At 60.6% G+C, this 26,191-nt stretch carries 23 protein-coding genes; 9 read left to right on the top strand and 14 right to left on the bottom strand.

Translation table 11 applies throughout. The features are described 5' to 3' along the window. Positions 1-157 precede the first annotated feature (157 nt). Positions 158-2,422: a bifunctional 23S rRNA (guanine(2069)-N(7))-methyltransferase RlmK/23S rRNA (guanine(2445)-N(2))-methyltransferase RlmL gene (gene rlmKL / locus BT199_RS00425; protein ID WP_014719473.1), complete on the bottom strand. Its 2,265-nt coding sequence runs from the start codon at positions 2,420-2,422 to the stop codon at positions 158-160. 532 nt (positions 2,423-2,954) lie between these two features. Between rlmKL and rmf the strand changes: the two genes are divergently transcribed. Continuing rightward, a complete protein-coding gene (rmf, locus tag BT199_RS00420) occupies positions 2,955-3,170 on the top strand; it encodes a ribosome modulation factor (RefSeq protein ID WP_002553055.1) in 216 nt (71 codons plus the stop codon). 121 nt (positions 3,171-3,291) lie between these two features. On the opposite strand, the gene BT199_RS00415 is transcribed toward rmf, so the two are convergent. The 5 genes from BT199_RS00415 to BT199_RS00395 form a co-directional block, all read right to left on the bottom strand. Then, the gene (locus BT199_RS00415) at positions 3,292-4,311 is read right to left on the bottom strand and encodes a quinone-dependent dihydroorotate dehydrogenase (RefSeq protein ID WP_014719474.1); all 1,020 of its coding nucleotides are present in this window, start codon (positions 4,309-4,311) and stop codon (positions 3,292-3,294) included. An 85-nt stretch (positions 4,312-4,396) separates the two neighbouring features. Next, positions 4,397-4,864: a transglycosylase SLT domain-containing protein gene (locus tag BT199_RS00410; RefSeq protein WP_072433656.1), complete on the bottom strand. Its 468-nt coding sequence runs from the start codon at positions 4,862-4,864 to the stop codon at positions 4,397-4,399. Then, positions 4,851-5,240: a winged helix-turn-helix domain-containing protein gene (locus tag BT199_RS00405; protein ID WP_014719476.1), complete on the bottom strand. Its 390-nt coding sequence runs from the start codon at positions 5,238-5,240 to the stop codon at positions 4,851-4,853. The genes BT199_RS00410 and BT199_RS00405 overlap by 14 nt, the downstream gene beginning before the upstream one ends. 164 nt (positions 5,241-5,404) lie before the next feature. Beyond that, positions 5,405-5,620: a FliM/FliN family flagellar motor switch protein gene (locus tag BT199_RS00400; protein WP_003193267.1), complete on the bottom strand. Its 216-nt coding sequence runs from the start codon at positions 5,618-5,620 to the stop codon at positions 5,405-5,407. Between the two features lie 15 nt (positions 5,621-5,635). After that, positions 5,636-6,367, bottom strand: a complete 732-nt coding sequence (locus BT199_RS00395; RefSeq protein ID WP_072433655.1) for a secretin N-terminal domain-containing protein — start codon at positions 6,365-6,367, stop codon at positions 5,636-5,638. 247 nt (positions 6,368-6,614) lie between these two features. On the opposite strand from BT199_RS00395, the gene BT199_RS00390 reads away from it, so the two are divergent. From BT199_RS00390 to cobA, 8 genes are all read left to right on the top strand, one after another. Continuing rightward, the gene (locus BT199_RS00390; protein ID WP_072433654.1) at positions 6,615-7,814 is read left to right on the top strand and encodes a CmpA/NrtA family ABC transporter substrate-binding protein; all 1,200 of its coding nucleotides are present in this window, start codon (positions 6,615-6,617) and stop codon (positions 7,812-7,814) included. 13 nt (positions 7,815-7,827) lie between these two features. Then, the gene (locus tag BT199_RS00385) at positions 7,828-8,403 is read left to right on the top strand and encodes an ANTAR domain-containing response regulator (protein ID WP_003193274.1); all 576 of its coding nucleotides are present in this window, start codon (positions 7,828-7,830) and stop codon (positions 8,401-8,403) included. A gap of 146 nt (positions 8,404-8,549) precedes the next feature. Further along, positions 8,550-9,761, top strand: coding sequence for a nitrate/nitrite transporter (locus BT199_RS00380; RefSeq protein ID WP_014719480.1), 1,212 nt, complete (start codon positions 8,550-8,552; stop codon positions 9,759-9,761). Further along, a complete protein-coding gene (locus BT199_RS00375; RefSeq protein ID WP_060767349.1) occupies positions 9,761-11,428 on the top strand; it encodes a bifunctional protein-serine/threonine kinase/phosphatase in 1,668 nt (555 codons plus the stop codon). The genes BT199_RS00380 and BT199_RS00375 overlap by 1 nt, the downstream gene beginning before the upstream one ends. A 233-nt stretch (positions 11,429-11,661) precedes the next feature. Next, positions 11,662-14,115 (top strand): nitrite reductase large subunit NirB, encoded by a 2,454-nt coding sequence (gene nirB, locus BT199_RS00370; RefSeq protein ID WP_044275100.1) that lies wholly within the window; start codon positions 11,662-11,664, stop codon positions 14,113-14,115. Beyond that, entirely contained in the window at positions 14,112-14,429 is a 318-nt protein-coding gene (gene nirD / locus BT199_RS00365) for a nitrite reductase small subunit NirD (RefSeq protein ID WP_014719483.1), read from the top strand. The genes nirB and nirD overlap by 4 nt, the downstream gene beginning before the upstream one ends. Then, positions 14,429-17,137 (top strand): nitrate reductase, encoded by a 2,709-nt coding sequence (locus BT199_RS00360; RefSeq protein WP_014719484.1) that lies wholly within the window; start codon positions 14,429-14,431, stop codon positions 17,135-17,137. Before nirD ends, BT199_RS00360 begins: the two co-directional genes overlap by 1 nt. A 10-nt stretch (positions 17,138-17,147) precedes the next feature. Further along, the gene (cobA, locus tag BT199_RS00355) at positions 17,148-17,891 is read left to right on the top strand and encodes a uroporphyrinogen-III C-methyltransferase (protein WP_019820539.1); all 744 of its coding nucleotides are present in this window, start codon (positions 17,148-17,150) and stop codon (positions 17,889-17,891) included. Between the two features lie 60 nt (positions 17,892-17,951). On the opposite strand, the gene BT199_RS00350 is transcribed toward cobA, so the two are convergent. The 8 genes from BT199_RS00350 to ppsA form a co-directional block, all read right to left on the bottom strand. After that, positions 17,952-18,932, bottom strand: coding sequence for an OmpA family protein (locus BT199_RS00350; RefSeq protein WP_019820540.1), 981 nt, complete (start codon positions 18,930-18,932; stop codon positions 17,952-17,954). A gap of 107 nt (positions 18,933-19,039) precedes the next feature. Continuing rightward, on the bottom strand, positions 19,040-19,630 hold the full coding sequence (gene sigX, locus BT199_RS00345; RefSeq protein ID WP_003193286.1) for an RNA polymerase sigma factor SigX: 591 nt from the start codon (positions 19,628-19,630) through the stop codon (positions 19,040-19,042). Between the two features lie 87 nt (positions 19,631-19,717). Further along, positions 19,718-20,542, bottom strand: a complete 825-nt coding sequence (locus BT199_RS00340) for a mechanosensitive ion channel family protein (protein WP_003193288.1) — start codon at positions 20,540-20,542, stop codon at positions 19,718-19,720. A 2-nt stretch (positions 20,543-20,544) separates the two neighbouring features. Continuing rightward, the gene (locus tag BT199_RS00335) at positions 20,545-20,790 is read right to left on the bottom strand and encodes a hypothetical protein (RefSeq protein WP_014719486.1); all 246 of its coding nucleotides are present in this window, start codon (positions 20,788-20,790) and stop codon (positions 20,545-20,547) included. 86 nt (positions 20,791-20,876) lie between these two features. Beyond that, the gene (locus BT199_RS00330) at positions 20,877-21,872 is read right to left on the bottom strand and encodes a zinc transporter ZntB (RefSeq protein ID WP_014719487.1); all 996 of its coding nucleotides are present in this window, start codon (positions 21,870-21,872) and stop codon (positions 20,877-20,879) included. A 25-nt stretch (positions 21,873-21,897) separates the two neighbouring features. Beyond that, positions 21,898-22,389, bottom strand: coding sequence for a ribonuclease E activity regulator RraA (gene rraA, locus BT199_RS00325; protein WP_019820544.1), 492 nt, complete (start codon positions 22,387-22,389; stop codon positions 21,898-21,900). 229 nt (positions 22,390-22,618) lie between these two features. After that, positions 22,619-23,608 (bottom strand): alpha/beta fold hydrolase, encoded by a 990-nt coding sequence (locus BT199_RS00320; RefSeq protein ID WP_019820545.1) that lies wholly within the window; start codon positions 23,606-23,608, stop codon positions 22,619-22,621. Positions 23,609-23,714: 106 nt separating this feature from the next. Continuing rightward, the gene (ppsA, locus tag BT199_RS00315; RefSeq protein ID WP_003193296.1) at positions 23,715-26,090 is read right to left on the bottom strand and encodes a phosphoenolpyruvate synthase; all 2,376 of its coding nucleotides are present in this window, start codon (positions 26,088-26,090) and stop codon (positions 23,715-23,717) included. Positions 26,091-26,191 lie beyond the last annotated feature (101 nt).

The following is a 26,191-nucleotide window of genomic DNA, read 5'->3' as shown; positions in this document are numbered from 1 at the left end:
TAGGGCTTAAGTTATAGCCATCGGTCATGGGTTTGACCAGTGCAAAAACAATAGGAGCGAGCTTGCTCGCGAAGAACCTGAGAGCGCTGCGTTAAACCCGATACGCAGCGCTATCGTTGACGATCTTCGCGAGCAAGCTCGCTCCTACAGAGAAAAATCAGCGTGCGGTGATTTTCCAGGCGCGGTGGATCTTGGCATTGCGCGCAAAATCAGGGTCGATGGTCTTGTCGCTGATTTCCTCGACCGCATAGCGTTCGCTGAGGTTGTCTTCCAGCTGGAACTTGCGGAAGTTGTTGGAGAAGTACAGCACGCCACCCGGCGCCAGGCGTGCCATGGCCAGGTCGAGCAACTGCACATGGTCACGCTGCACGTCGAAGATGCCTTCCATGCGCTTGGAGTTGGAGAAGGTCGGCGGGTCGATGAAAATCATGTCGAATTCATCGCGGCTCGCTTCCAGCCACGCCATCACGTCACCCTGTTCCAGGCGGTTCTTGTCGGAGAAGCCGTTGAGGGAGAAATTGCGACGCGCCCAGTCCAGATAGGTCTTGGACAGGTCGACGCTGGTGGTGCTGCGCGCGCCGCCCTTGGCAGCATGCACACTGGCTGTGGCGGTGTAGCAATACAGATTGAGGAAGCGCTTGCCCGCCGCTTCCTTCTGGATGCGCATGCGCATCGGGCGATGGTCGAGGAACAGGCCGGTGTCCAGGTAATCGGTGAGGTTGACCAGCAACTTAACGCCGCCTTCACTGACCTCGGTGAACTTGCCTTGGGCACTCTGACGCTCGTATTGCTTGGTGCCGCTCTGACGCTCACGACGCTTGACCACCACACGGCTCTTGTCGACGTTCAGTGCCTGGGGAATTGCCGCCAAGGCATCGAACATGCGGGCCGAGGCTTTTTCCGGGTCGATGGATTTAGGCGCGGCGTATTCCTGTACGTGCACCCAATCGTGGTACAGGTCGATCGCCATGGAGTATTCAGGCATGTCGGCGTCATACACACGGTAGCAATCCACCCCTTCGCGCTTGGCCCATTTGCCCAACAGCTTGAGGTTCTTCTGCAGGCGGTTGGCGAACATCTGCCCGCCTTCGCTCAAGCGCGCCTGTTCCACCACGGGGGCCGGGGCGGGCTTGATCGGGTTGCCGTTCTTGTTGTACTGACGCTCTGCCGGCTCGCTCGGGGCCTGGTCGTAAGCCGCCTGCTCACGTTCGGCCTGGCGCTGTTCCGGGGTGCGGCGCTCGCCGGTGACGAACTGGTCCGGATTGACCTTGATCAGCAGCAACTTGCACGGCAATGCGCCGTTCCAGAACGAATACTGTTTGTGGCTGCGGATACCCATGCGCTTGCCCAGGTCCGGCGCGCCGGTGAACACTGCGGCTTCCCAGCCCATACAGGCTTGGCGCAAGCGTTCGCCGAGGTTCTGATAGAGATACAACAGGCTGGCTTCGTCACCCAGGCGCTCACCGTAGGGTGGGTTGCAGATCACCAAACCTTTCTGATTCTGATCCGGGCGCGGCTCGAACGTGCCCACTTCGCCCTGGTACACCTTGATCCAGTGGCTCAGGCCGGCGCGTTCGATGTTGTTGCGTGCGGGCTGGATCAGGCGCGGGTCGGCTTCGTAGCCACGTACCCACAGCGGCGGCTTGTTCATGCCGATGGCCGCCCGCTCAGTCGCCTCGGTATGCAGCTTTTTCCACAACGCCGGGACGTGACCCAGCCACGTGGTGAAACCCCACAGCTCGCGGTTAAGGTTGGGGGCCATGTCGGCGGCGATCATTGCGCCTTCAACCAGGAAGGTGCCGACACCGCACATCGGGTCGGTCAGCGCGCCGCCTTCGGCGGCAATACGTGGCCAGCCGGCGCGAATCAGGATCGCCGCTGCCAGGTTTTCCTTCAGGGGTGCCGCGCCCTGCTGCAGGCGGTAGCCACGCTGATGCAGGCTGTGGCCGGAAAGGTCCAGGGACAGGATCGCTTCGCCACGGTCCAGGCGCAGGTGAATGCGCAGGTCAGGGTTGATCTTGTCGATGGACGGACGCTCGCCGGTCGGGGTGCGCAGTTTGTCGACGATCGCATCCTTGACCTTCAGCGCCCCGAAGTGGGTGTTGTCGATCCCCGAGCCGTGGCCGCTGAACTCTACCGCGAGGGTACCGTCGGGGACCATGTGGTCAGCCCACTCGATGTCCAGCACGCCGTGGTAAAGATCCTCGGCGTCTTTCATCGGGAAACGCTTGAGCACCAGCAACACGCGGTTGGCCAAGCGCGACCAGAGGCACAAGCGGTAGGCGGTTTCCATGTCAGCCATGCCGCGCACGGCCGAGGTGTGCTCGCGGGCTTCCTCAAGGCCAAGCCCGACGGCTTCCTCGATCAGCAGGCCTTCGAGGCCCTTGGGGCAGGTGAGGAAGAGTTCAAAACGGTCCGACATGGGGCATTCCAGGCTTTTCAGCAATAAGTGAACCGGCGACGCATCGCCGGTTCGGTTTTCAATCAAGCACTTTTCTCGAAGAGTGCTCGCGTGGCACGAATGTGCCGTTCCACCCCGTCTGGCGGGCTCTTGAGCCTTTATTGGCGAGGCAGAAGAAGAATGTTACGCAACAAAAAGAAATATTCCGACCCTTCGTCGAATAATAACCGACTGCAATAGGCGGGCATTCTCACTAAGGAATTAAACCTTTCCTCTTTACAGGGCACATCATAGCTGGCTTTGCCCTATAAAAGGGGCGAATAACCAGCCCAGCTTATGGCTATAGCATCGTTATCGTTACGTGCTTATGACAAAACGATCATTGAATACATGTGACCTATTGGTTAGAACTCAACACAGGTTGGCGCCGTAACGGTGCCAACACATTGGCTCGCCACGCCGGCAGCGAGCCCACCAACGGCAGAAAAACTCTGCCCGGCCTTGGACAAGGCCGAAGGATATCTAGACAGTCAACAAGTGAGGGAAACACCCTATGAGAAGACTTAAGCGTGATCCGTTGGAAAGAGCATTTTTACGCGGATATCAATATGGCGTTCATGGAAAATCCCGTGAGCTTTGCCCATTTACTCTACCGTCGGTACGCCAAGCCTGGATCAACGGCTGGCGAGAAGGACGCGGCGACAACTGGGACGGTATGACTGGCACTGCGGGCATCCACAGACTCAACGAACTTCACGCCGTCGGCTAATCAGGGGATTTAATTGCGACACACACATCTTTGAATTTGTAGCGACTTAACCACGCGCGCCCCATCCGGGCGGCGGGCTTCGGCCCAGGGGCTCCTTTATGGAGCCCTTTTTATTGCCTGATCAGCGCAAGGCAGCGATGGCATCCACCGACTGGCGAATCAATGCCGGGCCTTTGTAGATGAAGCCGGAGTACAACTGTACCAGGCTGGCGCCGGCCGCGATCTTCTCAGCCGCGTGTTTGCCTTCGGTGATACCGCCCACCGCGATGATCGGCAAACGCCCAGCCAACTCAGCCGCCAGCACCTTGACGATATGGGTGCTCTTGTCCCGCACCGGCGCGCCCGACAGGCCGCCGGCCTCGTCACCATGGGCCAGGCCTTCGACGCCCACGCGGCTGAGGGTGGTGTTGGTCGCAATCACCGCGTCCATCCCAGAATCCACCAGGGCCTGGGCCACCAGGACGGTTTCTTCATCGCTCATGTCCGGCGCGATCTTGATGGCCAGCGGCACACGCTTGCCATGCCGCACGGCCAGGTCTTCCTGGCGCTGGCGCAAGGCTTCGAGCAGTTGCTTGAGGGAATCGCCAAATTGCAGGCTGCGCAGCCCCGGGGTGTTGGGCGAGCTGACGTTGACGGTGACATAGCTGGCGTGGGCGTAGACCTTGTCCAGGCATATCAGGTAGTCATCCACCGCACGTTCCACGGGCGTGTCAAAGTTCTTGCCAATGTTGATACCCAGAATGCCGGTGTACTTTGCCGCCTGAACCCGCGACAGCAGATGGTCGACGCCGAGGTTGTTGAAGCCCATACGATTGATGATCGCCTCCGCTTCCGGCAGCCGGAAGATGCGAGGCTTGGGGTTGCCCGGTTGCGGCCGTGGGGTCACGGTGCCGATTTCGACAAAGCCGAACCCCAGTTGCGCAAACCCGTCGATGGCCGCGCCGTTCTTGTCCAGGCCGGCAGCCAGACCGACCGGGTTGGGGAAGTCGAGCCCCATCACCGACACCGGCACTTTCGCCGGTGCCTTGCATACCAGGCCATTGAGCCCCAGACGGCCACCGGCACCGATCAGGTCCAGGGACAGATCGTGGGAGGTTTCCGGGGAGAGTTTGAACAACAGCTGGCGGGCCAGGGTATACATGGGCGGGCTAGACTCGGATGGCGGCAAAAGGTGGCGCTGATTATAGCCGGGGTGGCGGCCTGCATGCGAGGCGTGCCACCTGATCTCATTGACGTTGCGCCGTCAACGCCTCATAACGTACCCAGATCCTTTCGGCGTAGCGCAGGCGTAATGCCTCACGCTGTGGCCCGGGCCCCGGCCCCACGTTGTAAGCCCCAACCGCCGTCCAGTTATAGCCAAAACGCTGGATGAACTCGGCAAGAATCGAGGCGCCTACTTCTACCGACAGGCAGGGCTCGCTCAACAGCCGTTCTTCGGTAATGCCCTGCTTGAGCAAGCGCGGCAAATGGATGCTGTTGATTTGCATCAAGCCGATATCCCGCGTGCCATTGAGGTTGGTGTAGTTCATCGCTTGCGCCCGGTAACCCGATTCGACCGAGGCGATAGCTTGCAGCAACTCCGGCTCAAGGTCGTGGCGGCTGGCCGCCTCTTCCCAGCAAAAGGCCCAGGCCTGGCTGCTGCCCATCAATACCCCGAGCACCAGGCCTTTGCCCCATGCCTTAACTCTGGACATTGCTGGCCTGACCACAGACGGCGCACACGTGCGCCACTGCCCTGGGTTGATCACCTGTGCGCACCGGGCAGGTAAAGCGATAGCCCTTGCCATAAATCGTCTTGATAAAGCCTTTGTCGGCCCTCAAGTGCTTGCGCAGGGAATAGATACACCGCGTGAGTGACTCATCGGCCACTTCCCCCCGAGGCCAGGCCAGTTCCAGCAAGCGGTCCTTGGTCATCAGCGCGCCGCCGGAAGCCAGCAGCAACCGCAGCACATGCCCCTCCTTGGGAGCCAACTGAATATCCGCCTCCACACCCGTCAACCGGCCATCGCCATGCAAGGTCCAACGAGCGAAGACCAGGGACGTCGTCGTTTCATCCATTACGACGGCCATACGCACCTCTGTAGTCGACTACTGACATTCAAATCCATACTGTGTGAACCAATTCATCTGCCATTGGCATGACTATAAAAACCGCGCCCCGTACCTGCGTTAGGAAAAAACCCATTCATTTGCCTTTTTTGGGCCGAAGCCGGTCAGATAATTCGCTCGCACCCTTATCGCGGCAGCCACTCCTGAAAGGTTTCCTGCAATTCAACCCCTAGCCGATCCTCCAACTGCACCAACTCTCCCACTGCCATCAGTTGCCCATTGACCCGCACCTCCACACAGCGGGTGACGCCTGGGTCCAAGGGCAGCACCTTCCCCGGTGCGAATGCGGCCAAACGCTTGCGGCTGATCAGTTGCTCCTGCAGCAATATTTCCAGGTGCATGGACAAACGCCTTTTTCAGGGGGAAGACTCAGGGTCCGCTCGCAGGAACGCACGTCGCACGTACTCATATTGCGCAGCGGTCAACTGAGGTGCGCCGACCAGTTGCACGTCTCCACCGACAGCCTGCGCCGGCCCCGGCGAGGCTTCATCCAGCGGCTGGGCGACATCCAACTCGGCCACCCGTTTTTCGATAACCTTCACTTGGGCAGGTGAACCCTTGATCAACAGACTGTTGGTATCCGGATAAGCTATTAACACAAGGCGGCCATCGGCCAGTTGGTCCTTCTGCGCCTGGGATAACCGAGCTTTGATCATTGAAGCCATGCCCGGTACAAGGACCCTGTTGGCACCTGCGCCCTGCAGGTGATCGTCCACGAGGACGTTGATCACTTTCACCACGCCGAATAACGACGCATGCTCTGGCACCTTGCGTGGGGGGCGGTCCATCAGTTGAGCGAGGCGCAATACCTGGTCGACATAACGGGAAGGCCCGGTTACATAGAACGTACGCGCGCCGTTTTCACGCAGGGGGTAGCGCGGCTCATCCAGCCCCGCACGCCGCATGATGCCGCGCAGCCTATTGACGGAAATATGCCGCAGCACCACCGCCGAGCTTCTCTCGTCTTCGGCGCCGTAGAGCGGCAACTCCTCGCCACGGGCCGTGGCACTGCCCAGTACCAGCACGGCGCACAGCAGCGCGCTGTACAGCCAGCGGCAATTGAGGGTTGCGAGGTAATCAGCGTGCACCGTGGGTATGCCTGGCGGTCTGGCCTGAAGAAGCGGCCATACTGCGAGGCGCACGAGGTTCAATCATGATCGAAAGCTGACGGCCTGTTGCAACCGCCCCACCCATGGCATGTGCCTTGCTTTGCACTCTGTATCAGGCTCGCACCAAAGGCGGCACGGGCCTACGGACAAAGGCGTCGTTCCCCTGCAATGGCCTATACGCCAACCAGGGAAACGGCGCTTTTTTTTCAGAAAAAGGCAGGTATTGATGAACGATCCGCTGGCTTGGGTAAACGGCAGCGATGCCCCGGAAAAGAGCAGCCTGGACCTGGGGTTCATGGCCCTGACCGATTGCGCCTCGCTGGTGGTCGCCGCCACCCAGGGCTTCGCCCAACCCTACGGCCTCACACTCAACCTCAAGCGCCAGGCGTCCTGGGCCAACCTGCGCGACAAGCTGGTCAGCGGTGAACTGGACGCCGCCCACAGTCTCTACGGGCTGATTTATGCCGTACACCTGGGCATCGGCGGCGTCGCCCCCAGCCCCATGGCAGTGCTGATGGGGCTGAACCAGAATGGCCAGGGCATCAACCTGTCCCATGGCCTGCAACAGCAAGGGATGATCACTCCTGAGGCGTTGAAGCGCCATGTGCACCAAAGCCGGACAAAACTCACCTTCGCCCAGACGTTTCCCACCGGTACCCACGCCATGTGGTTGTATTACTGGCTGGCGAGCCAAGGCATTCATCCCTTGCAGGATGTGAACAGCGTAGTAGTGCCGCCGCCACAAATGGTGGCGCACCTGCAAGCCGGCCGCATCGACGGCCTTTGCGTGGGTGAACCTTGGTGCGCCAGCGCAGTGCAACAGAACCAGGGCTTTACCCTGGCGACCAGCCAGGCGATCTGGCCGGACCACCCGGAAAAAGTCCTGGGCTGCACCCAAGCCTTCGTTGACGCCTACCCCAATACCGCACGCGTGCTGGTCATGGCGATCCTGGAGGCCAGCCGGTTTATCGAGCAGAGCCGTGAAAACCGCCGCTCTACCGCCCAGTTGCTCAGTGCCCCTGAATACCTCGATGCGCCTGTGGCTTGCATCGAACCACGCTTGCTGGGGGACTATGACGATGGCCTGGGCAACCAGTGGCAAGATCCCCATGCACTGCGCTTTTTCGCCGACGGCGAGGTGAACCTGCCCTACCTCAGCGATGGCATGTGGTTCATGACCCAGTTTCGGCGCTGGGGCTTGCTGCGTGAAGACCCGGACTACCTGGGCGTCGCCCGGCAAGTTCAGCAATTGGCACTGTATCGCCAGGCTGCCGAGGCGCTGGGCATTACCGCAGGCGACTCGGACATGCGTCGCAGCCAGTTGCTCGATGGCAAGACCTGGGACGGCAGCGACCCCGCTGGCTACGCCCGCAGCTTCCACCTGCATGCCCTGGCCGATGACACTAACCGTCAAGCGCTGCGCTGACAGGAGCCCGACGATGCTGCGAATCCTGTTGATCAACGACACCCCGCGTAAAGTCGGGCGCCTCAAAGCCGCATTGACCGAGGCCGGCTTCGAGGTGATCGATGAGTCCGGCTTGACCATCGACCTGCCCGCACGCGTCGAAACAGTGCGTCCTGATGTGATCCTGATCGATACCGAGTCACCCGGGCGCGATGTGATGGAGCAAGTGGTGCTGGTCAGCCGCGATCAGCCCCGGCCCATCGTGATGTTCACCGACGAGCACGACCCGAATGTGATGCGCCAGGCCATCAAGTCCGGCGTCAGTGCCTATATCGTCGAAGGCATCCAGGCCCAGCGCCTGCAACCGATCCTCGATGTGGCCATGGCGCGCTTCGAGAGTGACCAGGCCCTGCGCGCCCAGCTGCATGCCCGCGACCAGCAACTGGCCGAACGCAAGCGCATCGAGTTGGCCAAGGGCCTGCTGATGAAAATGAAAAGCTGTAACGAGGAAGAGGCCTACACCCTGATGCGCCGCCAGGCCATGAGCCGTCAACAGAAACTGATCCAGGTGGCGGAGCAGATTATTGCCATGAGCGAGTTGCTCGGCTGATCTGGCTCAGCTCTTGCTAAAGAATTATCACAGGTAGCCAACGGCGGTTGCCCCCTCACGACAAAGACGTCGCCCACCCGGTTTGCCCTTGCGAACCCGGTGGCGGCGTTTTTTCGTTTCTAGACCCCCAACCGTTGAGGTGCGTGATGAAATCAAGCTTCTGGAAATCCGGGCACACCCCGACCCTGTTTGCCGCGTTCCTGTATTTCGACCTGAGCTTCATGGTCTGGTACCTGCTGGGCCCCCTGGCGGTGCAGATTGCCGCTGACTTGCACCTGACCACCCAACAGCGCGGCCTGGTGGTGGCCACCCCGATCCTGGCGGGCGCGGTGCTGCGCTTTTTGATGGGAATGCTGGCCGACAAGCTGTCGCCCAAGACCGCCGGGCTGATTGGCCAGGTGATTGTGATCGTGGCGCTGTTCTGCGCCTGGAAACTGGGGATCCACAGCTACGAACAAGCGCTGCTGCTGGGCATGTTCCTGGGCATGGCCGGTGCGTCCTTCGCCGTCGCCCTGCCCTTGGCATCACAGTGGTATCCGGCGGAGCACCAGGGCAAGGCCATGGGCATCGCCGGCGCCGGTAACTCCGGCACCGTGTTTGCGGCGTTGCTGGCGCCCGTGCTGGCGGCCGCCTTTGGTTGGAGCAATGTATTCGGCTTTGCGCTGATCCCACTGGTGCTGACCCTGATCGTATTCGCCTGGCTTGCGCGCAATGCGCCTGAACGGCCGAAAGCCAAAGCCATGGCCGACTACTTCAAGGCCTTGGGCGACCGCGACAGTTGGTGGTTCATGTTCTTCTACAGCGTGACCTTCGGCGGGTTTATCGGCCTGGCCAGCGCCCTGCCCGGCTACTTCAACGACCAGTACGGCCTGAGCCCGGTGACCGCCGGCTATTACACCGCCGCCTGTGTGTTCGGTGGCAGCCTGATGCGCCCATTGGGTGGCGCCCTGGCAGACCGGTTCGGCGGGATCAAGACCCTGCTCGGCATGTACAGCGTGGCGGTGATCTGCATTGCGGCAGTGGGGTTCAACTTGCCCAGTTCCTACGCCGCGCTGGCGCTTTTCGTCTGCACCATGCTCGGTCTGGGCGCTGGCAATGGGGCGGTATTCCAACTGGTGCCGCAGCGTTTTCGCAGTGAGATCGGCGTCATGACCGGCCTGATCGGCATGGCCGGCGGCATCGGCGGCTTCGCCCTCGCGGCAGGCATGGGCGCCATCAAGCAGAGTACTGGCAGCTATCAACTGGCCCTGTGGTTGTTCGCCAGCCTCGGTGTGTTGGCCTGGTTCGGCCTGCATGGGGTGAAACGGCGCTGGAGAACCACCTGGGGTTCGGCCGCCGTGACCGCCGCACGCGTCTGATGAGCTTACAACTGAGCGTCGCCCAGGCCAGTGCCATCGGCCCGCGCAGCGAGAACCAGGATGCGCTGCGGGTGGTCACGCCCATGGCGGAACTGGCCGCGAGCAAAGGCTACCTGTGCGCACTGGCCGACGGCGTCAGCCAGTGCGCCGACGGTGGCCTGGCCGCACGCTCGACCTTGCAGGCGCTGGCCGTGGACTACTACGCCACGCCGCAGACCTGGGGCGTGGCCCAGTCGCTCGAACGTCTGTTGATCGCGCAGAATCGCTGGTTGCAAGCCAACGGCGGCGGCCAACCGTTGCTCACCACCCTCAGCGCCCTGGTGTTTCGCGGCCAACGCTTCACCCTGGCCCATGTCGGTGATTGCCGGGCGTATCGTTGGCTTGACGGCGAGTTGCAACGCATCAGCGAAGACCATGTGTGGGAACAGCCGGGCATGCAGCATGTACTCAAGCGCGCCCTCGGCCTGGATCAGCACCTGGTGCTGGACTTCCTCGATGGTCCATTGCGCGAGGGCGAGTGTTTCCTGCTGCTCAGCGACGGGGTGTGGGCCACGCTGGGCGATCACAGCATCGGTGCGATCCTGCGCGAGCAAAGCGACCTCGACCTGGCCGTCAACACCCTGGTCAGCGCCGCCCACCTGGCGGGTAGCCAAGACAATGCCAGCGCCTTGCTGGTGCGCATCGATCAACTCGGCGCGGCCACCCTCGGCGACGCCCTGGTGCAGTTGCAGCAATGGCCACTGCCGCCACCGCTGAAAGTCGGACAAATCTTTGAAGGCTGGCAGGTGCAAAGCGTGCTGGCGCAGAGTCGGCAGTCGTTGCTGTACCGCGTGCACGACGCCCAGGGGCACCCCTGGCTGCTCAAGACCTTGCCGTTGCGTTGCGACGATACCGACGCCGCCCAGGCCTTGTTATCGGAGGAATGGTTTCTGCGCCGGGTCGCCGGCCGGGCCTTTCCCGAAGTGCATGCCGCCAGTGGCCGTCAGCATTTGTACTACGTGATGCGCGAATACGCCGGGCAAACCCTGGCCCAACTGTTCCAACAACAGGGCCCGCTGCCATTGGCACAATGGCAGTCGATTGCCGAACGCTTGCTGCGCGCCGTGGGCCTGCTGCATCGCCGGCAGATCCTGCACCGCGACATCAAGCCAGAAAACCTGCTGCTGGGAGAAGATGGCGAACTGCGGGTGCTGGACTTCGGCCTGGCCTATTGCCCCGGGCTCTCCGAGGACCGTGCGCACCTGCTACCCGGCACCCCGAGTTTCATCGCGCCCGAGGCGTTCGCTGGCGAGCAGCCTACGGCACAACAGGATTTGTATAGCGTCGGCGTGACCTTGTATTACCTGCTGACTGGGCATTACCCCTACGGTGAAATCGAGGCCTTCCAACGGCCCAGGTTTTCCCAACCCGTCAGCGCCAGCCGTTATCGCCCCGACTTGCCGGAGTGGTTGCCGCACAGTCTGGAACGAGCGCTGTTCGCTGTCCCGGGCCAACGCTATGAAACCGCCGAAGAATGGCTGTTGGTGCTGGAGCAGGCCGACCGCCGCGAATTGAGCCTACGCCCCCGGCCTTTGCTCGAACGCGAACCCTTGAAAGTCTGGCAGACCCTGGCGATGGCCTCGCTTTTGCTCAATCTGGTGCTGTTGTACTGGTTGATGCACCACTAACGGGCAGAATCCGCCGACTCTCTGTGTAAACGCCCAGTAAAACTGGGGCTATAGGGACTTGGCACAGCTGCTGCATTAGCTTTGCCAACACCCCACATATAGCCGCTCCTTCAACGACGAAGGGCCGAGCTTCCCGAGAGAACGGGACCAGGACAAAGGCGTCCTCGCTAGCTGACTAGCGGGGATGCCTTTTTTGTTTGCGCACGATTTGTCGAGCCATTGCGGAGAACGACATGAAAAAACTCAAACTGGTGATGATCGGCAACGGTATGGCCGGGGTTCGCACCCTGGAAGAACTGCTCAAGCTGAGCAACGAGCTGTACGACATCACCGTGTTCGGCGCCGAGCCTCACACCAACTACAACCGCATCCTGCTGTCGCCGGTACTGGCCGGTGAGCAAACCTTCGAAGAGATCGTGCTCAACGACCTGGATTGGTACCTGAACAATAACGTCAAACTGCTGCTCAACCGCAAAGTGGTGCAGATCGACCGGGTCAAGCGCAAAGTCATCGCCGAAGACGGCACCGAGGCCGAATATGACCGCCTGCTGATCGCCACCGGGTCCACGCCGTTTATCCTGCCGATTCCCGGCAACACGTTGCAGGGTGTGATTGGCTACCGTGACATTGCCGATACACAGGCGATGATCGACACCGCCAAAACCCACAAGCATGCGGTGGTGATCGGCGGCGGCCTGCTCGGCCTGGAAGCGGCCAACGGCTTGATGCTGCGCGGCATGCACGTGACGGTGGTGCACATCGGTGAATGGCTGCTGGAGCGGCAACTGGACAAGACCAGCGGCCAGCTACTGCAAACCGAACTGGAAAGTCGCGGCCTGGTGTTTCGCCTGTGCGAGCAGACCCAGGCCCTGCACGATGCCGGCAATGGCCGCGTCGGCTCGGTGCAGTTCAAAAATGGCGACATCATCCCGGCCGACCTGGTGGTGATGGCTGCCGGCATCCGCCCCAATACCGAACTCGCGGAAAAGTCCGGCATCCCTTGCAACCGTGGGATCCTGGTCAACGACACGATGCAAACCTACGACCCGCGTATCTATGCGATCGGTGAATGCGCCAGCCATCGCGGCATCGCCTATGGCCTGGTGGCACCCTTGTTCGAACAGGCCAAGGTCTGCGCCAACCACCTGGCCCAATTGGGCTTTGCCACTTACAAGGGCTCGGTGACCTCCACCAAGCTGAAAGTCACCGGCATCGACCTGTTCTCCGCTGGCGACTTCATGGGCGGCGAAGGCACCGAGACCATCACGCTCTCCGACCCGATTGGCGGCGTGTACAAGAAGCTGGTGATCAAGGACGATATCCTGGTCGGCGCCTGCCTGTACGGCGATACCGCCGATGGCGGCTGGTATTTCCGCCAGATCCGTGAGAACCACGCCATCGGTGAAATCCGCGATCACCTGATGTTCGGTGAAAATGCACTCGGCGATGTCGGCCACCAAGGCCAGGACAAAGCCATGAGCATGGCCGACAGCGCCGAAGTCTGCGGCTGCAACGGCGTGTGCAAGGGCACCATCGTCAAGGCGATCCAGGAACAAGGGTTGTTCAGTGTCGACGAGGTGAAAAAACACACCAAGGCCGCCAGCTCCTGCGGCTCCTGTGCCGGCCTGGTCGAGCAGATCCTGATCAACACCGTGGGCGGCGCCGCCGACGTCAAACCCAAAAGTGAAAAAGCCATCTGTGGCTGCAGCGACCTCAACCACGGGCAGATCCGCCAGGCCATCCGCGAGCAGCACCTGCTGACCATCGACAGCACCATGCGTTACCTGAACTGGCGCACCCCCAATGGCTGCGCCACCTGCCGCCCGGCGCTCAACTATTACCTGATCTCCACCTGGCCCGGCGAAGCCAAGGACGACCCGCAATCGCGGCTGATCAACGAACGGGCCCACGCCAATATTCAAAAAGACGGCACCTATTCTGTGGTGCCACGGATGTGGGGCGGCGTGACCAACCCTTCGGAGCTGCGCCGCATCGCCGATGTGGCCGACAAGTACAACGTGCCGATGGTCAAGGTCACCGGCGGCCAGCGTATCGACTTGCTCGGTATCAAGAAGCAGGACTTGCCTGGGGTGTGGAAGGACCTGGATATGCCGTCCGGGCATGCCTATGGCAAATCCATCCGTACCGTCAAAACCTGTGTGGGCAGCGAGTTCTGCCGGTTTGGTACGCAGAACTCCACACAACTGGGCATCGAGCTGGAGCATGACCTGTTCAACATGTGGTCGCCCCACAAGGTCAAGTTGGCGGTGTCCGGTTGCCCACGCAATTGCTCGGAAGCGGGCATCAAGGACGTAGGCATTATCGGTGTCGACTCGGGCTGGGAGATGTACATCGGCGGCAACGGCGGGATCAAGACCGAAGTCGCGGAGTTCTTCGTCAAGGTGAAAACCGCCGAGGAAGTGCGTGAATACAACGGCGCGTTCCTGCAGTTGTACCGCGAAGAAGCCTTCTACCTGGAGCGCACCGTGCACTACCTGCAGCGAGTGGGCATGGAGCATATCAAGAAGGCCGTATTGGAAGACCCGGCGCGCCGCCAAGCCCTCAATGAGCGTTTGCAGTTCTCGTTGTCATTTGAGCAGGACCCCTGGAAGGAACGCCTGGAGCAGCCGCTGCTGAAAAAGGAATTCGACGTGATCCCCGTCAAACACCTGGAGGTCTCGCTATGAACTGGCTGGATATCTGCGCCCTCGATGAAATCAACGCCCTGGGCTCGCGCATCATCAGCGGGCCCAAAGGTGACATCGCGATTTTTCGCACCAGTGACGATGAAGTCTTTGCCCTCGACGACCGCTGCCCGCACAAGGGCGGGCCGCTGTCCCAAGGCTTGATCTACGGCAAGCGGGTGGCCTGCCCGCTGCACAACTGGCAGATCGACCTGGCGACTGGCCAAGCCCAGGCCCCGGATATCGGCTGCGCCCACCATCATCAGGCCCGGGTCGAAAACGGCCGGGTGATGCTGGCCCTGCGGGACGCGGGTTGATGAACCGCCAGACCACCGCGTCCACCTGCTGTTATTGCGGGGTGGGCTGCGGCGTGCTGATCGAGCATGACGGCGAACAGATCCTGGGGGTGCAAGGCGACCCCAGCCATCCGGCCAACTTCGGCAAGTTGTGCAGCAAAGGTGCCAGCCTGCATTTGACCGGCGACGTGAGCGCCCGCGCCCTGTACCCGCAATTACGCTTGGGCAAAGCACTGGCACGCACTCGCACCGACTGGGACACCGCCCTGGAACACGCGGCCAACGTGTTTGCCGAGACGATTGCCGAACACGGGCCCGACAGCGTGGCGTTCTATATCTCCGGGCAACTGTTGACCGAGGACTACTACAGCTTCAACAAGTTGGCGCGGGCGTTGGTGGGCACTAATAATATCGACAGTAACTCCCGGCTGTGCATGTCTTCGGCAGTGGTCGGCTACAAGCGCAGCCTGGGCGCCGATGCGCCGCCGTGCAGCTATGAAGACCTGGAAAACAGCGACTGCGTGATGATCGTCGGCAGCAATATGGCCTACGCCCATCCGGTATTGTTCCGGCGCCTGGAGCAAGCCAAGGCGCAACGCCCGCAGATGAAAGTGCTGGTGATTGACCCTCGGCGTACCGACACCTGCGACTTGGCCGACCTGCACCTAGCGATCTTGCCGGGCACGGATGTGGCGTTGTTCCACGGCATTTTGCATCTGTTGCTGTGGGAAGACTGGGTCGACCGCGCGTTTATCCAGGCCCACACCGACGGCTTGGCCGAACTCAAGCGCCTGGTGCATGACTACACGCCGCAGATGGTCACGCAGCTATGCGGCATCAGCGTCGAACAGTTGCGCCTGTGCGCGCAGTGGGTGGGCACCTCCAGCAGCTTTCTGTCGCTGTGGTGCATGGGGCTTAACCAATCCACCGCCGGCAGCGCCAAAAACAGTGCACTGATCAACCTGCATTTAGCCACGGGGACCATTGGCCGGCCGGGCTGCGGGCCGTTTTCCCTGACCGGCCAACCGAACGCCATGGGTGGGCGCGAAACCGGCAGCCTGTCCAATTTGCTGCCGGGCCACCGCGAAGCGGCCAACCCTGAACACCGCGCTGAAGTGGCGGCCTATTGGGGCGTGGAACAACTGCCCGCGACCACCGGCCTTACCGCCATCGAACTGTTTGAACAGGTGCAGGCGGGGAAGATCAAGGCGTTGTGGATCGCCTGTACCAACCCGGCCCAATCGCTGCCCGACCAGAACGCGGTGCGCGCCGCTTTGGCAGCGTGCCCGTTCGTGGTGTTGCAGGAAGCCTTTCGTACCACCGAAACCGCCGCCTATGCCGACCTGCTACTGCCCGCCGCCAGTTGGGGTGAAAAAGACGGCACGGTGACCAACTCCGAGCGACGTATTTCCCACGTGCGCCGCGCCATCAACCCACCGGGTGAAGCACGCGCGGATTGGGCGATCACCGTGGATTTCGCACAACGCCTGGAGCGCCGTCTACGGCCGGGGTTGCCGAGCCTGTTCGCCTTTGAGCACGCGGCGCAGCTGTTTGATGAATTCAAGCCACTGACCCAAGGCCGTGACCTGGATATGTCCGGCATCAGCCACGCCCTGCTCGACCAGCTCGGCCCGCAGCAATGGCCGTTTCCCGAGGGTGCGCAAGCGGGTACGTCGCGCTTGTACACCGACGGCATTTTCCCCACTGACACTGGGCGGGCGCAGTTTGTCGCCGAGCCTTATCGCGCCGCCAAGGAACAGCGCGATGCGCGATTTCCCCTGACCCTGATCACCGGTCGCCTGCGTGATCAATGGCATGGGATGAGCCGCACCGGCACGGCAGCGCAGTTGTTCGGGCACGTCAGTGAAGCATTGTTGAGCCTGCATCCGGATGAGCTACGCCGCCACCGCTTCAAAGAGGGTGACCTGGTCAGCCTGAAAAGCCGTCGCGGCAGCGTGATCGTCGCCGTCGGCAGCGATGACAGTGTGCGTCCCGGCCAAGCGTTCCTGCCCATGCACTGGGGCGACCGCTTTCTCAAGGGCGGCGTCAATACCCTCACTCAACCGGCGTTCGACCCTTTGTCCAAGCAGCCGGAGCTCAAGCACAGCGGCGTGCGCCTGGAAGCCGTGCAACTGCCGTGGCAGCTGTTTGCGCTGATCGAAGGCGATGTACAGCAACACTTCGAAGCCTTGCGCCCACTGTGTGAAACCTTTGCCTACGTCAGCCTGAGCCTGGCTGGCCGTGAACGCCCCGCGCTGCTGGTGCGCGCCGCGCATACCGAGGCGCCCGACCTGCAACTCTTGACCCGTATCGATCACCTGCTGGGCCTCAACGACGGCCCGGTAATGGCCTATGACGACCCGCGCCGCTCAATCGGCAAGCGCGTGAAGATCGAGAAAGGCCGCATCACCGCCCTGCGCCTGGCCGGCGAAACCCTGGCCCGTCACTGGCTGCAAAGCCTGTGGCTGGAAGGCCGGGCCGACGAGCAACTGCGGCGCTGGTTGCTGGCGCCCTTGAGCGCGCCACCGGGCGGTACCACGGCCAGCAACAAGATTGTGTGCAACTGCAAGAACGTCAGCGAAAACGCTGTGTGTGCCGGTATCGGCAGCGGCCTGGACCTGGATGGCCTCAAACAGGCCTTGGGCTGCGGCACCCAATGCGGCTCCTGCGTGCCGGAAATCAAACGTCTTTTGGCCAGCAACCCGCAGCCAATCGCCATCAGTGTGTAAGGGGAACAACATGAGCGCAAAAGTGTGGCTGGTAGGCGCAGGTCCGGGTGACCCGGAGTTGCTGACCCTGAAAGCGGTCCGGGCTCTGCAGGCAGCGGACGTCGTGCTGATTGATGATCTAGTCAACCCGGCAGTACTGGAACACTGCACCAGCGCCCGGGTGATTACCGTCGGCAAGCGCGGGGGATGTCGTTCTACCCCGCAGGATTTCATTCACCGCCTGATGTTGCGTTATGCACGCCAGGGCAAGTGCGTAGTACGCCTTAAAGGCGGTGACCCGTGTATTTTTGGCCGCGGTGGCGAGGAGGCAACCTGGCTGCGCGAGCGTGGTGTCGAGGTGGAATTGGTCAATGGCATCACCTCAGGGCTGGCCGGAGCAACCCAGTGCGATATCCCGTTGACCTTGCGCGGGGTGAGCCGTGGAGTGACCTTGGTCACCGCGCATACCCAGGATGACAGTAGCTTGAACTGGCGTGCGCTGGCGGAGGGTGGAACCACGCTGGTGGTGTATATGGGTGTGGCGAAGCTGGAAGAAATCCGCGAACAGCTGCTCAACGGCGGCATGGCTGCGGATATGCCGGTGGCAATGATCGAAAACGCTTCATTGCCCCAGCAACGCGAATGCCGCAGCTCCCTGGCGGCCATGCATGAAGCGGCAAAAACCTTTGCGCTGAAGAGCCCGGCCATCCTGGTGATTGGCCAGGTTGCCGGCGCCGCACAGATGGCTAGCATCGCCGCTGCGGCAAGCGCCTGAGGCAAATCGCAGGCGAAAAAAAGCCCGGCCTGAGCCGGGCTTTTCTTTACTACTCAGTAATTACTGAGCGGTAGCTTCAACCGACGCTTCTACGCGACGGTTAACAGCGCGACCAGCTTCAGTTGCGTTGTCAGCAACTGGGCGGGATTCGCCGTAACCAACAGCAGTTACACGGCTAGGAGCAACGCCGTCTTTAACCAGGACTTGCTTAACAGCGTCAGCACGACGCTGGGACAGCTTCTGGTTGTAAGCGTCTGGACCTACGGAGTCAGTGTGACCAGCAACTTCTACGTTGGTAGCTGGGTACTGAGCCATGAAGTCGGCCAGGTTTTTAACGTCGCCGTAGCTGTTAGGCTTAACAACGGCCTTGTCGAAGTCGAACTTAACGTCCAGCTCAACACGAACAACCTGAGCAACCGGAGCTTCTGGCTCTGGAACTGGCTCTGGAGCTGGTGCTGGGGTAGGAGCTGGAGCAGCTGCGCCAGCGTTACCGCCGAAGTTCACGCCCAGGCCAACCAGTGCGGAGTAGTCCCACTTGCCGTTGTCCAGACCGTAGTCAGCTTCAACACCAGCACGAGCGTACAGGTTGTTGGTGAAGTAGTACTTCACGCCGGTACCGATGGTAGCGAAAGTGGTCTGGTCGCGACCGCTGTGGCCGTCAGCCTGAACGTTGGTACGGCTCTGGTGGCCGAAACCGCCTTCAACGTATGGACGCAGGCTATCAACGCCAGCCTGACCGAAGTGGTACTGAGCAACGAGGCTGCCAGTGTCACCTTTGATCTTCTGGTTGCCAGTGCCGTCGTTCGAACGGGTGTGGTTGGTCTTGTCGTACGACAGATTCAACGACAGATCGTCGGTCAGGAAGTAACCAATGCGAGCGCCTGGGTTGAAGCCGTCTTCGATGTGCTTAACGCTATCGTTGTACTGCTTCTTGTAGAACAGCTCGCCTTCAACTGCGCCTTGGCCTTGTGCCAGAACGCCGAAAGAAGTAGCGGCAATAAGAGAACCAATGGCCAAGCCCAAGGTGTTTTTCAGTTTCATCCGTTAAATCCCCATCTGGTGATTGTAAAGCAGTCCCACAAACCGGGGGACAACTCGGCGACAAGTCTAACAGAACTTGCCTACACGTAAGAGATATTTGCTACGCACTAAGTTTCAGTCTCGCCCGCAAATTTCTCACGTAATTTATCAAGAGCACGCTTGTACCGCATTTTTGTAGCACTCAAACCCATATGCATGATGTCAGCGATTTCCTGAAATTCCAGCTCTGCGACAAATCGAAGCACCAGAATTTCGCGGTCAATCGGGTTCACATGCACCAACCAGCGATCAAGTCCGCCCTTTTCCTCGGGTGCCGGCGCCTTCTCTTCAGACGCCTCCTCAAGGGGGTCCAGACTCAAAGCATCCATCAAGCGACGCTTTCGCCGTTCCTTCCGATACTGCGTGATGCACTCGTTGTACGTGATGCTGTACAGCCAGGTCTTGAACTTCGATTTGCCCTCGAAGTTCTTCAGGCCGTATAGCACCTTGAGCATCACTTCCTGACAGACATCATCCGCGTCTCTATCGTTCCCCAAATACCTTGAACAAACGTTGAACAGAGTGCGTTGATACCTGCGCATCAATTCTTCGTACGCGCGTGTTACGTGAAACAGCTCCGTGTGCGAGCGCGCGACCAACTCCTCATCAGAGAGCTCACGGGGGTCATAGCGCGTGGACAGCGTTTGGGCTTTATTCAAAACAAGTCGTGCCGACAGTCAGGTCAATGTCCGCTGCAACCCGGTCACCCGGGTTTGCGGCGGCGTACATTAGCAGGATTTGCCGGATTAGCGGCTACTGACCTGCTGCTCCAGGAGAATCCGGTTGGACAGCGACACCAGTTCCCCGTCATCGGTCAGCACGGTCGTCTTGACTGTGCCGATCTCCTCGATTTGCCCTTCGACCTCGCCCACACGCACCTGTTGCCCAACTTGATACAGCTCACGCACATAGATTCCCGCAAGAATCTGACCGGCAATTTCCCGGCTTCCCAACCCCATGGCCAGCGCAACTGCCAGACCAACGGTAATCAAAACAATCACAATCACGTGGTTGAGCAGGTCAGTTTTGACCTCCAGCTGGCTGATCGCGACGGAAATACTGATGATGATCACCAGCCCCTGGGCAATTCGTCCCAGGCCCGCTGCGTAGTCCAACCCCACGCCTTCGGCGGCCCCGCGCACCAGCCCGTTGGCCAGTTGCGCGAGTAGAACCCCCACCAGCAGCACCAGCGCGCCGCCGAAAACTTTCGGCAAATACAGTGCCAGCATGTCGAGCGTAGCTGAAACTCGCTCAAGTCCAAGGGACTGCGCTGCAGAAACCAGAAAAATAAGTAGAACGAACCAATAGACGATCTTGCCGATCAGAGTCGAAATCGGTACTTGCAACCCCGCGCGGCCGAGCAATTTGGTCAGGCCAGTGCCAGCCATCAGGCGATCGAGCCCCAGTTTGGCGAGCAATTTGGACAGCAGGGTATCGAGCAGCTTGGCCACGACAAAACCCAGCAATACCAGGACCAGGGCACCAAACAGGTTGGGAATGAAATTCGCCACCTTGGTCCACAATGCGGTCATCGCGGTGACCAGGCTCTGGGTCCAGAGATCAAGTTCCATATTCAATCAGCCTTATCAGCAGTGCTAGCAAGAGGTTTACGACGGGAAACCGGTGACACATGGGCCGAACCGTTGTTCAGGGCCATCATCAACGCCGGCAACCAACGCCCGAGCAGACCGAACAGGTCACCCGCCCCTACCTGACGGTTGGCGGTTTTCAGTACGCGGCCCAGGCAGGCATCGTCATCACGGTTGGATGGCGAAGCATTGAGCATGTCACGCAAAGACTGTTCGAACGGATCGTGCATAGAGACCTCTCGCAAGTGATTTAAAAGACGAGGGTAAAATTCATCGGGTCACATCGGCCCTTTCTTACGTTCAGGTCATATTCAGGTCAAACCCAGCGCAATCGTCGAAATAACCACCATTGCCCCAGTGCCACAGACACCATCAACAGGCACGCGATCATGAATCCATAAGGGCTGGCAGAGAATGGAATGCCGCCCACATTGATACCGAGCAAACCGGTAAGAAAACTCATCGGCAAGAAGATCCCGGTGATGATCCCGAAGCGGTACATGGTGCGGTTCATGCGCAGGCTCAAGCGCCGGTCTTCAGCCTCCAGCACAAGCCCCACGCGCTCTCTGGCCAATTCCAGCTCTTCCAGGTAACGGGTCAGGCTGTTGTGCAGTTCGTTCCAATAGTCCGCATCGTCGTCGCAGAACCACGCCAATTTGATTCGTGTCAGCTGGGCGAAAATATCCCGCTGGGGGGCCAGGAAGCGCTTGAGTCCGGCGGCTCTTCGACGGATCTGCAGAACGCTGCCGTGCTCCGGAGTATACCGTTCGTCGGCATCGAGTTTTTCTTCCTCGGAATCGACGATTTCAGACAAGCCGGCGACCAGATCCTGCACTTTGTTGGTCAGGTACTGAGCCATATAAAGGATGAGTTCAGACGCCGTCTTGGGGCCTTTGCCGTCTGCCAGTTGCACCAGCAACTCATCGGTAGCGCGCAAGGGGCGCAAACGCAGGGAAATCACTCGGTTGGCGGCGGCGAAAATGCGCACCGACACCATGTCTTCCGGCTCCGCGCCTGGGTTGAGATTGATTCCGCGCAGAAACAGCAGCAATTCGGCGTCCGGCAGCGGCAACAGCCGTGGACGGGTGTTTTCCTCCAGCAGCAGGTCACAGGCAAACTCGCTCAGGCCGCTGGATTTGCGCAGCCAGGTCTGGGTTTGAGGATGGCTGCGATCCCAGTGCAGCCACAGGCTTTCCTGGGGCTGCAACTGCAAATCGTCGAGCTCAGTCCGGGCAATCGAACGCGCACCGCCTTTACCGTCCAGCACCAGGGCATGCACCAACCCCCATTGCGCGTTTTCTTCTTCGAACATCCTCACCCCGATCGGTTGCGGCAGTTTATTCAGGCATTTTCAGCGGGCTGGGTGACACGATCACCCCGTTGTTATCGGCATAAATGTACTCACCGGGGCGGAACGTCACGCCTGCGAATGTCACCGGGACGTTCAGGTCGCCAAGGCCGCGCTTGTCGGTTTTTTTCGGATGAGAGGCCAGGGCCTGTACACCCAGGTCGGTCTGGGCGATGACGTCGACGTCACGGATACACCCGTAGATCACCAGCCCTTCCCAACCATTTTTCGCGGCTTTCTCGGCAATCATGTCACCCAGCAACGCGCAGCGCAGGGAACCACCACCGTCGACCACCAGCACTTTGCCAACGCCCGGCAGGTCAGCCTGCGCCTTGACCAGGGAGTTATCCTCGAAGCATTTGAGGGTGACAATCTCGCCACCAAAGGAGTCTCGGCCACCGAAGTTGCTGAACATCGGCTCCACTACCTGCACCAGCTCCGGGTAGGCGTCACACAGGTCGGGGGTCACGTAATGGTTCATCGAGAAACTCCTGTCATCAAAGAAGAGGTCGAACATCCACGGTGTACATCAAGAAAACGCCCCGCGACAGGCATTCTTTAAATGCCTGGGCGTTGGCGGCGGCCATGATCAAACCCGGTTCAGCGTAACGCAATACACGTTGCGCGACTGAATATGACCAGAACCGCGTGGCGCGTCATATCTTAGCCGCAACCATTCAAGAGTGAAACGCCCTTGGTAGAGCGTTTCGTCAAACCGCTGCGGACACTTCGGATTGCGTACCGAATAAGGGTGTCAGCGGGTCGTTCAACCAGCGCTCGACCAAAGGCCACACTTGGGCCTGGGCCGCTTTACTGACCAGCATCTGCACATGGCCGAAATCCTCGCTGAAACCTTGCTGACGTCCCAGGCACAGGTACTGGCGATGCTCGCTGCCCACTTGCTCGAAGAGCTTGCGGCAGGCCCAGTCCGGGTCTTGCCGGTCGCCCGCTGCGCTCACCGCCAACAGCGGCACATCGACCTGCGCCAAGCCTTTCCACCAGTCATGCTCGGCATCGCCAAACCGGCCGAACAGGCCGTTCCAACGCATCGCTTCGATCATCACGCCGGCCGGCTCGTCCTCGGGCCCACGCTTGAAGCGCGGGCCCGACAGATGGGCAAGGCGCTTGAGGATAAAGCGAGCGCCCCACTCCACCGGTGGAATTTTCAACGGCCAGTGGGTGCGACTGACCTGGCAGCCGAACAACGCCACCGACGCCACCGCTGATGCATCCAAGTGCTGCCCACCCAAGGCCGCAGCCAGGGTGGTGGCACCGAGGGAATGCCCGATCCAGTGCGGAATCTGCCCGCTTTGCTCACACACAAACGCCCCCACGGCCGGCAAATCGTAGCGCGCATAATCGGCGACGCGGTTACTGGCGTAGTCGTGATTGCGCTTGGACAAACCATGGCCGCGCATTTCCGGGATCCACACATCAAATCCGCGACGTGCGAGGTAAGCCCCCAGGCCAATTCCTTTTGGCGAATACCAGAAACGTCGATTGGAAAAACTGCCATGCAACAAAATAATCGGCGTGCCCCGGTTTTCCGGGACATCGGCCAGGCCCAAACGGGTAACCGCCAGCTCGACGGTGCCGTCCGGGCTGTTACCGGGTTTGAGTCGGTAGACGTCTTCACTCAGGTCGCCCCGACGTTCAGCGCTGATCAGGGCGACAGGAAACAGATGGCTGCTGCTTTGCATAATGCTCTTGCACAAAAAAGGGCGGCGTCCGCAAGGATTCCCGCCCTGTACAGATAAGAATGCCGGTCACCCGCAACGAGTGACCGGCACTTTTGACCACGCGATCTTAGGCGGACGCTTGGCCTTCAGCCAGGAAGAACCAGGTTTCCAGCACGGAATCGGGGTTCAGCGAGACGCTCTCGATCCCCTGCTCCATCAGCCATTTAGCCAGGTCCGGGTGGTCCGAAGGGCCTTGGCCGCAGATACCGATGTACTTGCCAGCCTTGTTACAGGCCTGGATGGCGTTGGCCAGCAGCTTCTTGACCGCTGGGTTACGCTCGTCGAACAGGTGGGCGATGATCCCCGAGTCGCGGTCCAGGCCCAGGGTCAACTGCGTCAGGTCGTTGGAGCCGATGGAGAAACCGTCGAAGAACTCCAGGAACTCTTCAGCCAGGATGGCGTTGGACGGCAATTCGCACATCATGATCACGCGCAGGCCGTTCTCGCCACGGGTCAGGCCGTTTTCTGCCAGCAGGTCCACGACCTGGCTCGCTTCGCCCAGGGTGCGCACGAAGGGCACCATGATCTCGACGTTGGTCAGGCCCATCTCGTTGCGCACGCGCTTGAGCGCACGGCATTCAAGCTCGAAGCAGTCACGGAAGGCTTCGCTGATGTAACGCGAGGCGCCGCGGAAACCCAGCATCGGGTTTTCTTCTTCCGGCTCGTAGAGCTTGCCGCCGATCAGGTTCGCGTATTCATTGGACTTGAAGTCCGACAGGCGCACGATGACCTTTTTCGGGTAGAACGCCGCAGCCAGGGTGCTGATGCCTTCGACCAGTTTCTCGACGTAGAAACCTACCGGGTCGTTGTAGCCGGCGATGCGCTTGTCGACGCTTTCCTTGATGTCCAGCGGCAGGCCGTCATAGTTCAGGAGTGCCTTGGGGTGCACGCCGATCATGCGGTTGATGATGAATTCCAGGCGGGCCAGGCCCACGCCGGCGTTCGGCAACTGGGCGAAATCAAAGGCACGGTCCGGGTTGCCGACGTTCATCATGATCTTGAACGGCAGGTCGGGCATGGCGTCGATGGAGTTTTGCTTGATATCGAAGCCCAGCTCACCTTCGAAGATAAAGCCGGTATCGCCTTCGGCGCAGGACACGGTCACACCCTGGCCATCCTTGAGCAGTTGGGTGGCGTTGCCGCAACCCACGACTGCCGGAATCCCCAGCTCACGGGCAATGATCGCCGCGTGGCAGGTACGCCCGCCACGGTTGGTGACAATGGCACTGGCGCGCTTCATCACCGGTTCCCAATCCGGGTCGGTCATGTCGGAAACCAGTACGTCACCCGGCTGGACCTTGTCCATCTCGGACACGTCCTTGATGATCCGCACCTTGCCTGCGCCAATGCGCTGGCCAATGGCACGGCCTTCTACCAGCACGGTGCCGGTTTCCTTGAGCAGGTAGCGCTCCATGACGTTGGCCGAAGTGCGGCTCTTCACGGTTTCCGGGCGAGCCTGCACGATGTACAGCTTGCCGTCGTCACCGTCCTTGGCCCACTCGATGTCCATCGGGCACTTGTAGTGCTTTTCGATGATCATCGCTTGTTTGGCCAACTCGCTGACTTCAGCGTCGGTCAGGCAGAAACGCGCACGCTCGGCCTTGTCGACTTCAACGGTTTTGACCGAGCGACCGGCCTTGGCCTCGTCGCCGTAGATCATCTTGATGGCCTTGCTGCCCAAGTTACGGCGCAGGATGGCCGGGCGGCCCGCTTCGAGGGTGCCCTTGTGTACGTAGAATTCGTCCGGGTTGACCGCGCCTTGTACGACGGTTTCGCCCAGGCCGTAGGCGCCGGTGATAAACACCACGTCACGGAAACCGGATTCGGTATCCAGGGTGAACATCACACCGGCAGTGCCGGTTTCCGAACGCACCATGCGCTGCACGCCGGCAGACAGGGCCACCAGCTTGTGGTCGAAACCCTGGTGTACGCGGTAGGAGATCGCACGGTCGTTAAAGAGGGAGGCAAACACTTCCTTGGCCGCGCGGATCACGTTTTCGACGCCGCGAATGTTGAGGAAGGTTTCCTGCTGGCCGGCAAAGGAGGCGTCCGGCAAGTCTTCGGCGGTGGCCGAGGAACGCACGGCGACGGCCATGTCCGGGTTACCGGCCGACAGGGTGGCGAAGGCGGTGCGAATTTCTTCGTTGAGCTTCTCGGGGAACTCGGCTTCCATGATCCACTGGCGGATCTGGGCGCCGGTCTTGGCCAGGGCGTTGACGTCATCGACGTCCAGGGCGTCCAGCGCGGCGTGGATCTGGGCGTTGAGGCCGCTCAGCTCTAGGAAGTCGCGGTAAGCCTGGGCCGTGGTGGCGAAACCACCGGGCACCGAGACACCAGCGCCTGCAAGATTACTGATCATCTCGCCGAGGGATGCGTTCTTGCCCCCCACATGCTCTACATCATGGACGCCGAGCTTATCGAGGGAAACTACGTACTCTACCAAGGTGATCTCTCCACTTTCTGTGTTGGAAAAGCTCAGGACGCGGGTTGCTCAGTAGGAGCTAACGCCAGCGCTTGTGGCCTGGACCTGGAAAATAAGTGAGA

It is taken from the genome of Pseudomonas sp. NFR02, from assembly GCF_900119375.1.
GTDB lineage: Bacteria > Pseudomonadota > Gammaproteobacteria > Pseudomonadales > Pseudomonadaceae > Aquipseudomonas > Aquipseudomonas paracarnis.
Note: the sequence above shows the minus strand (reverse complement) of the source record. Positions and strands in the feature narration are given on the sequence as shown.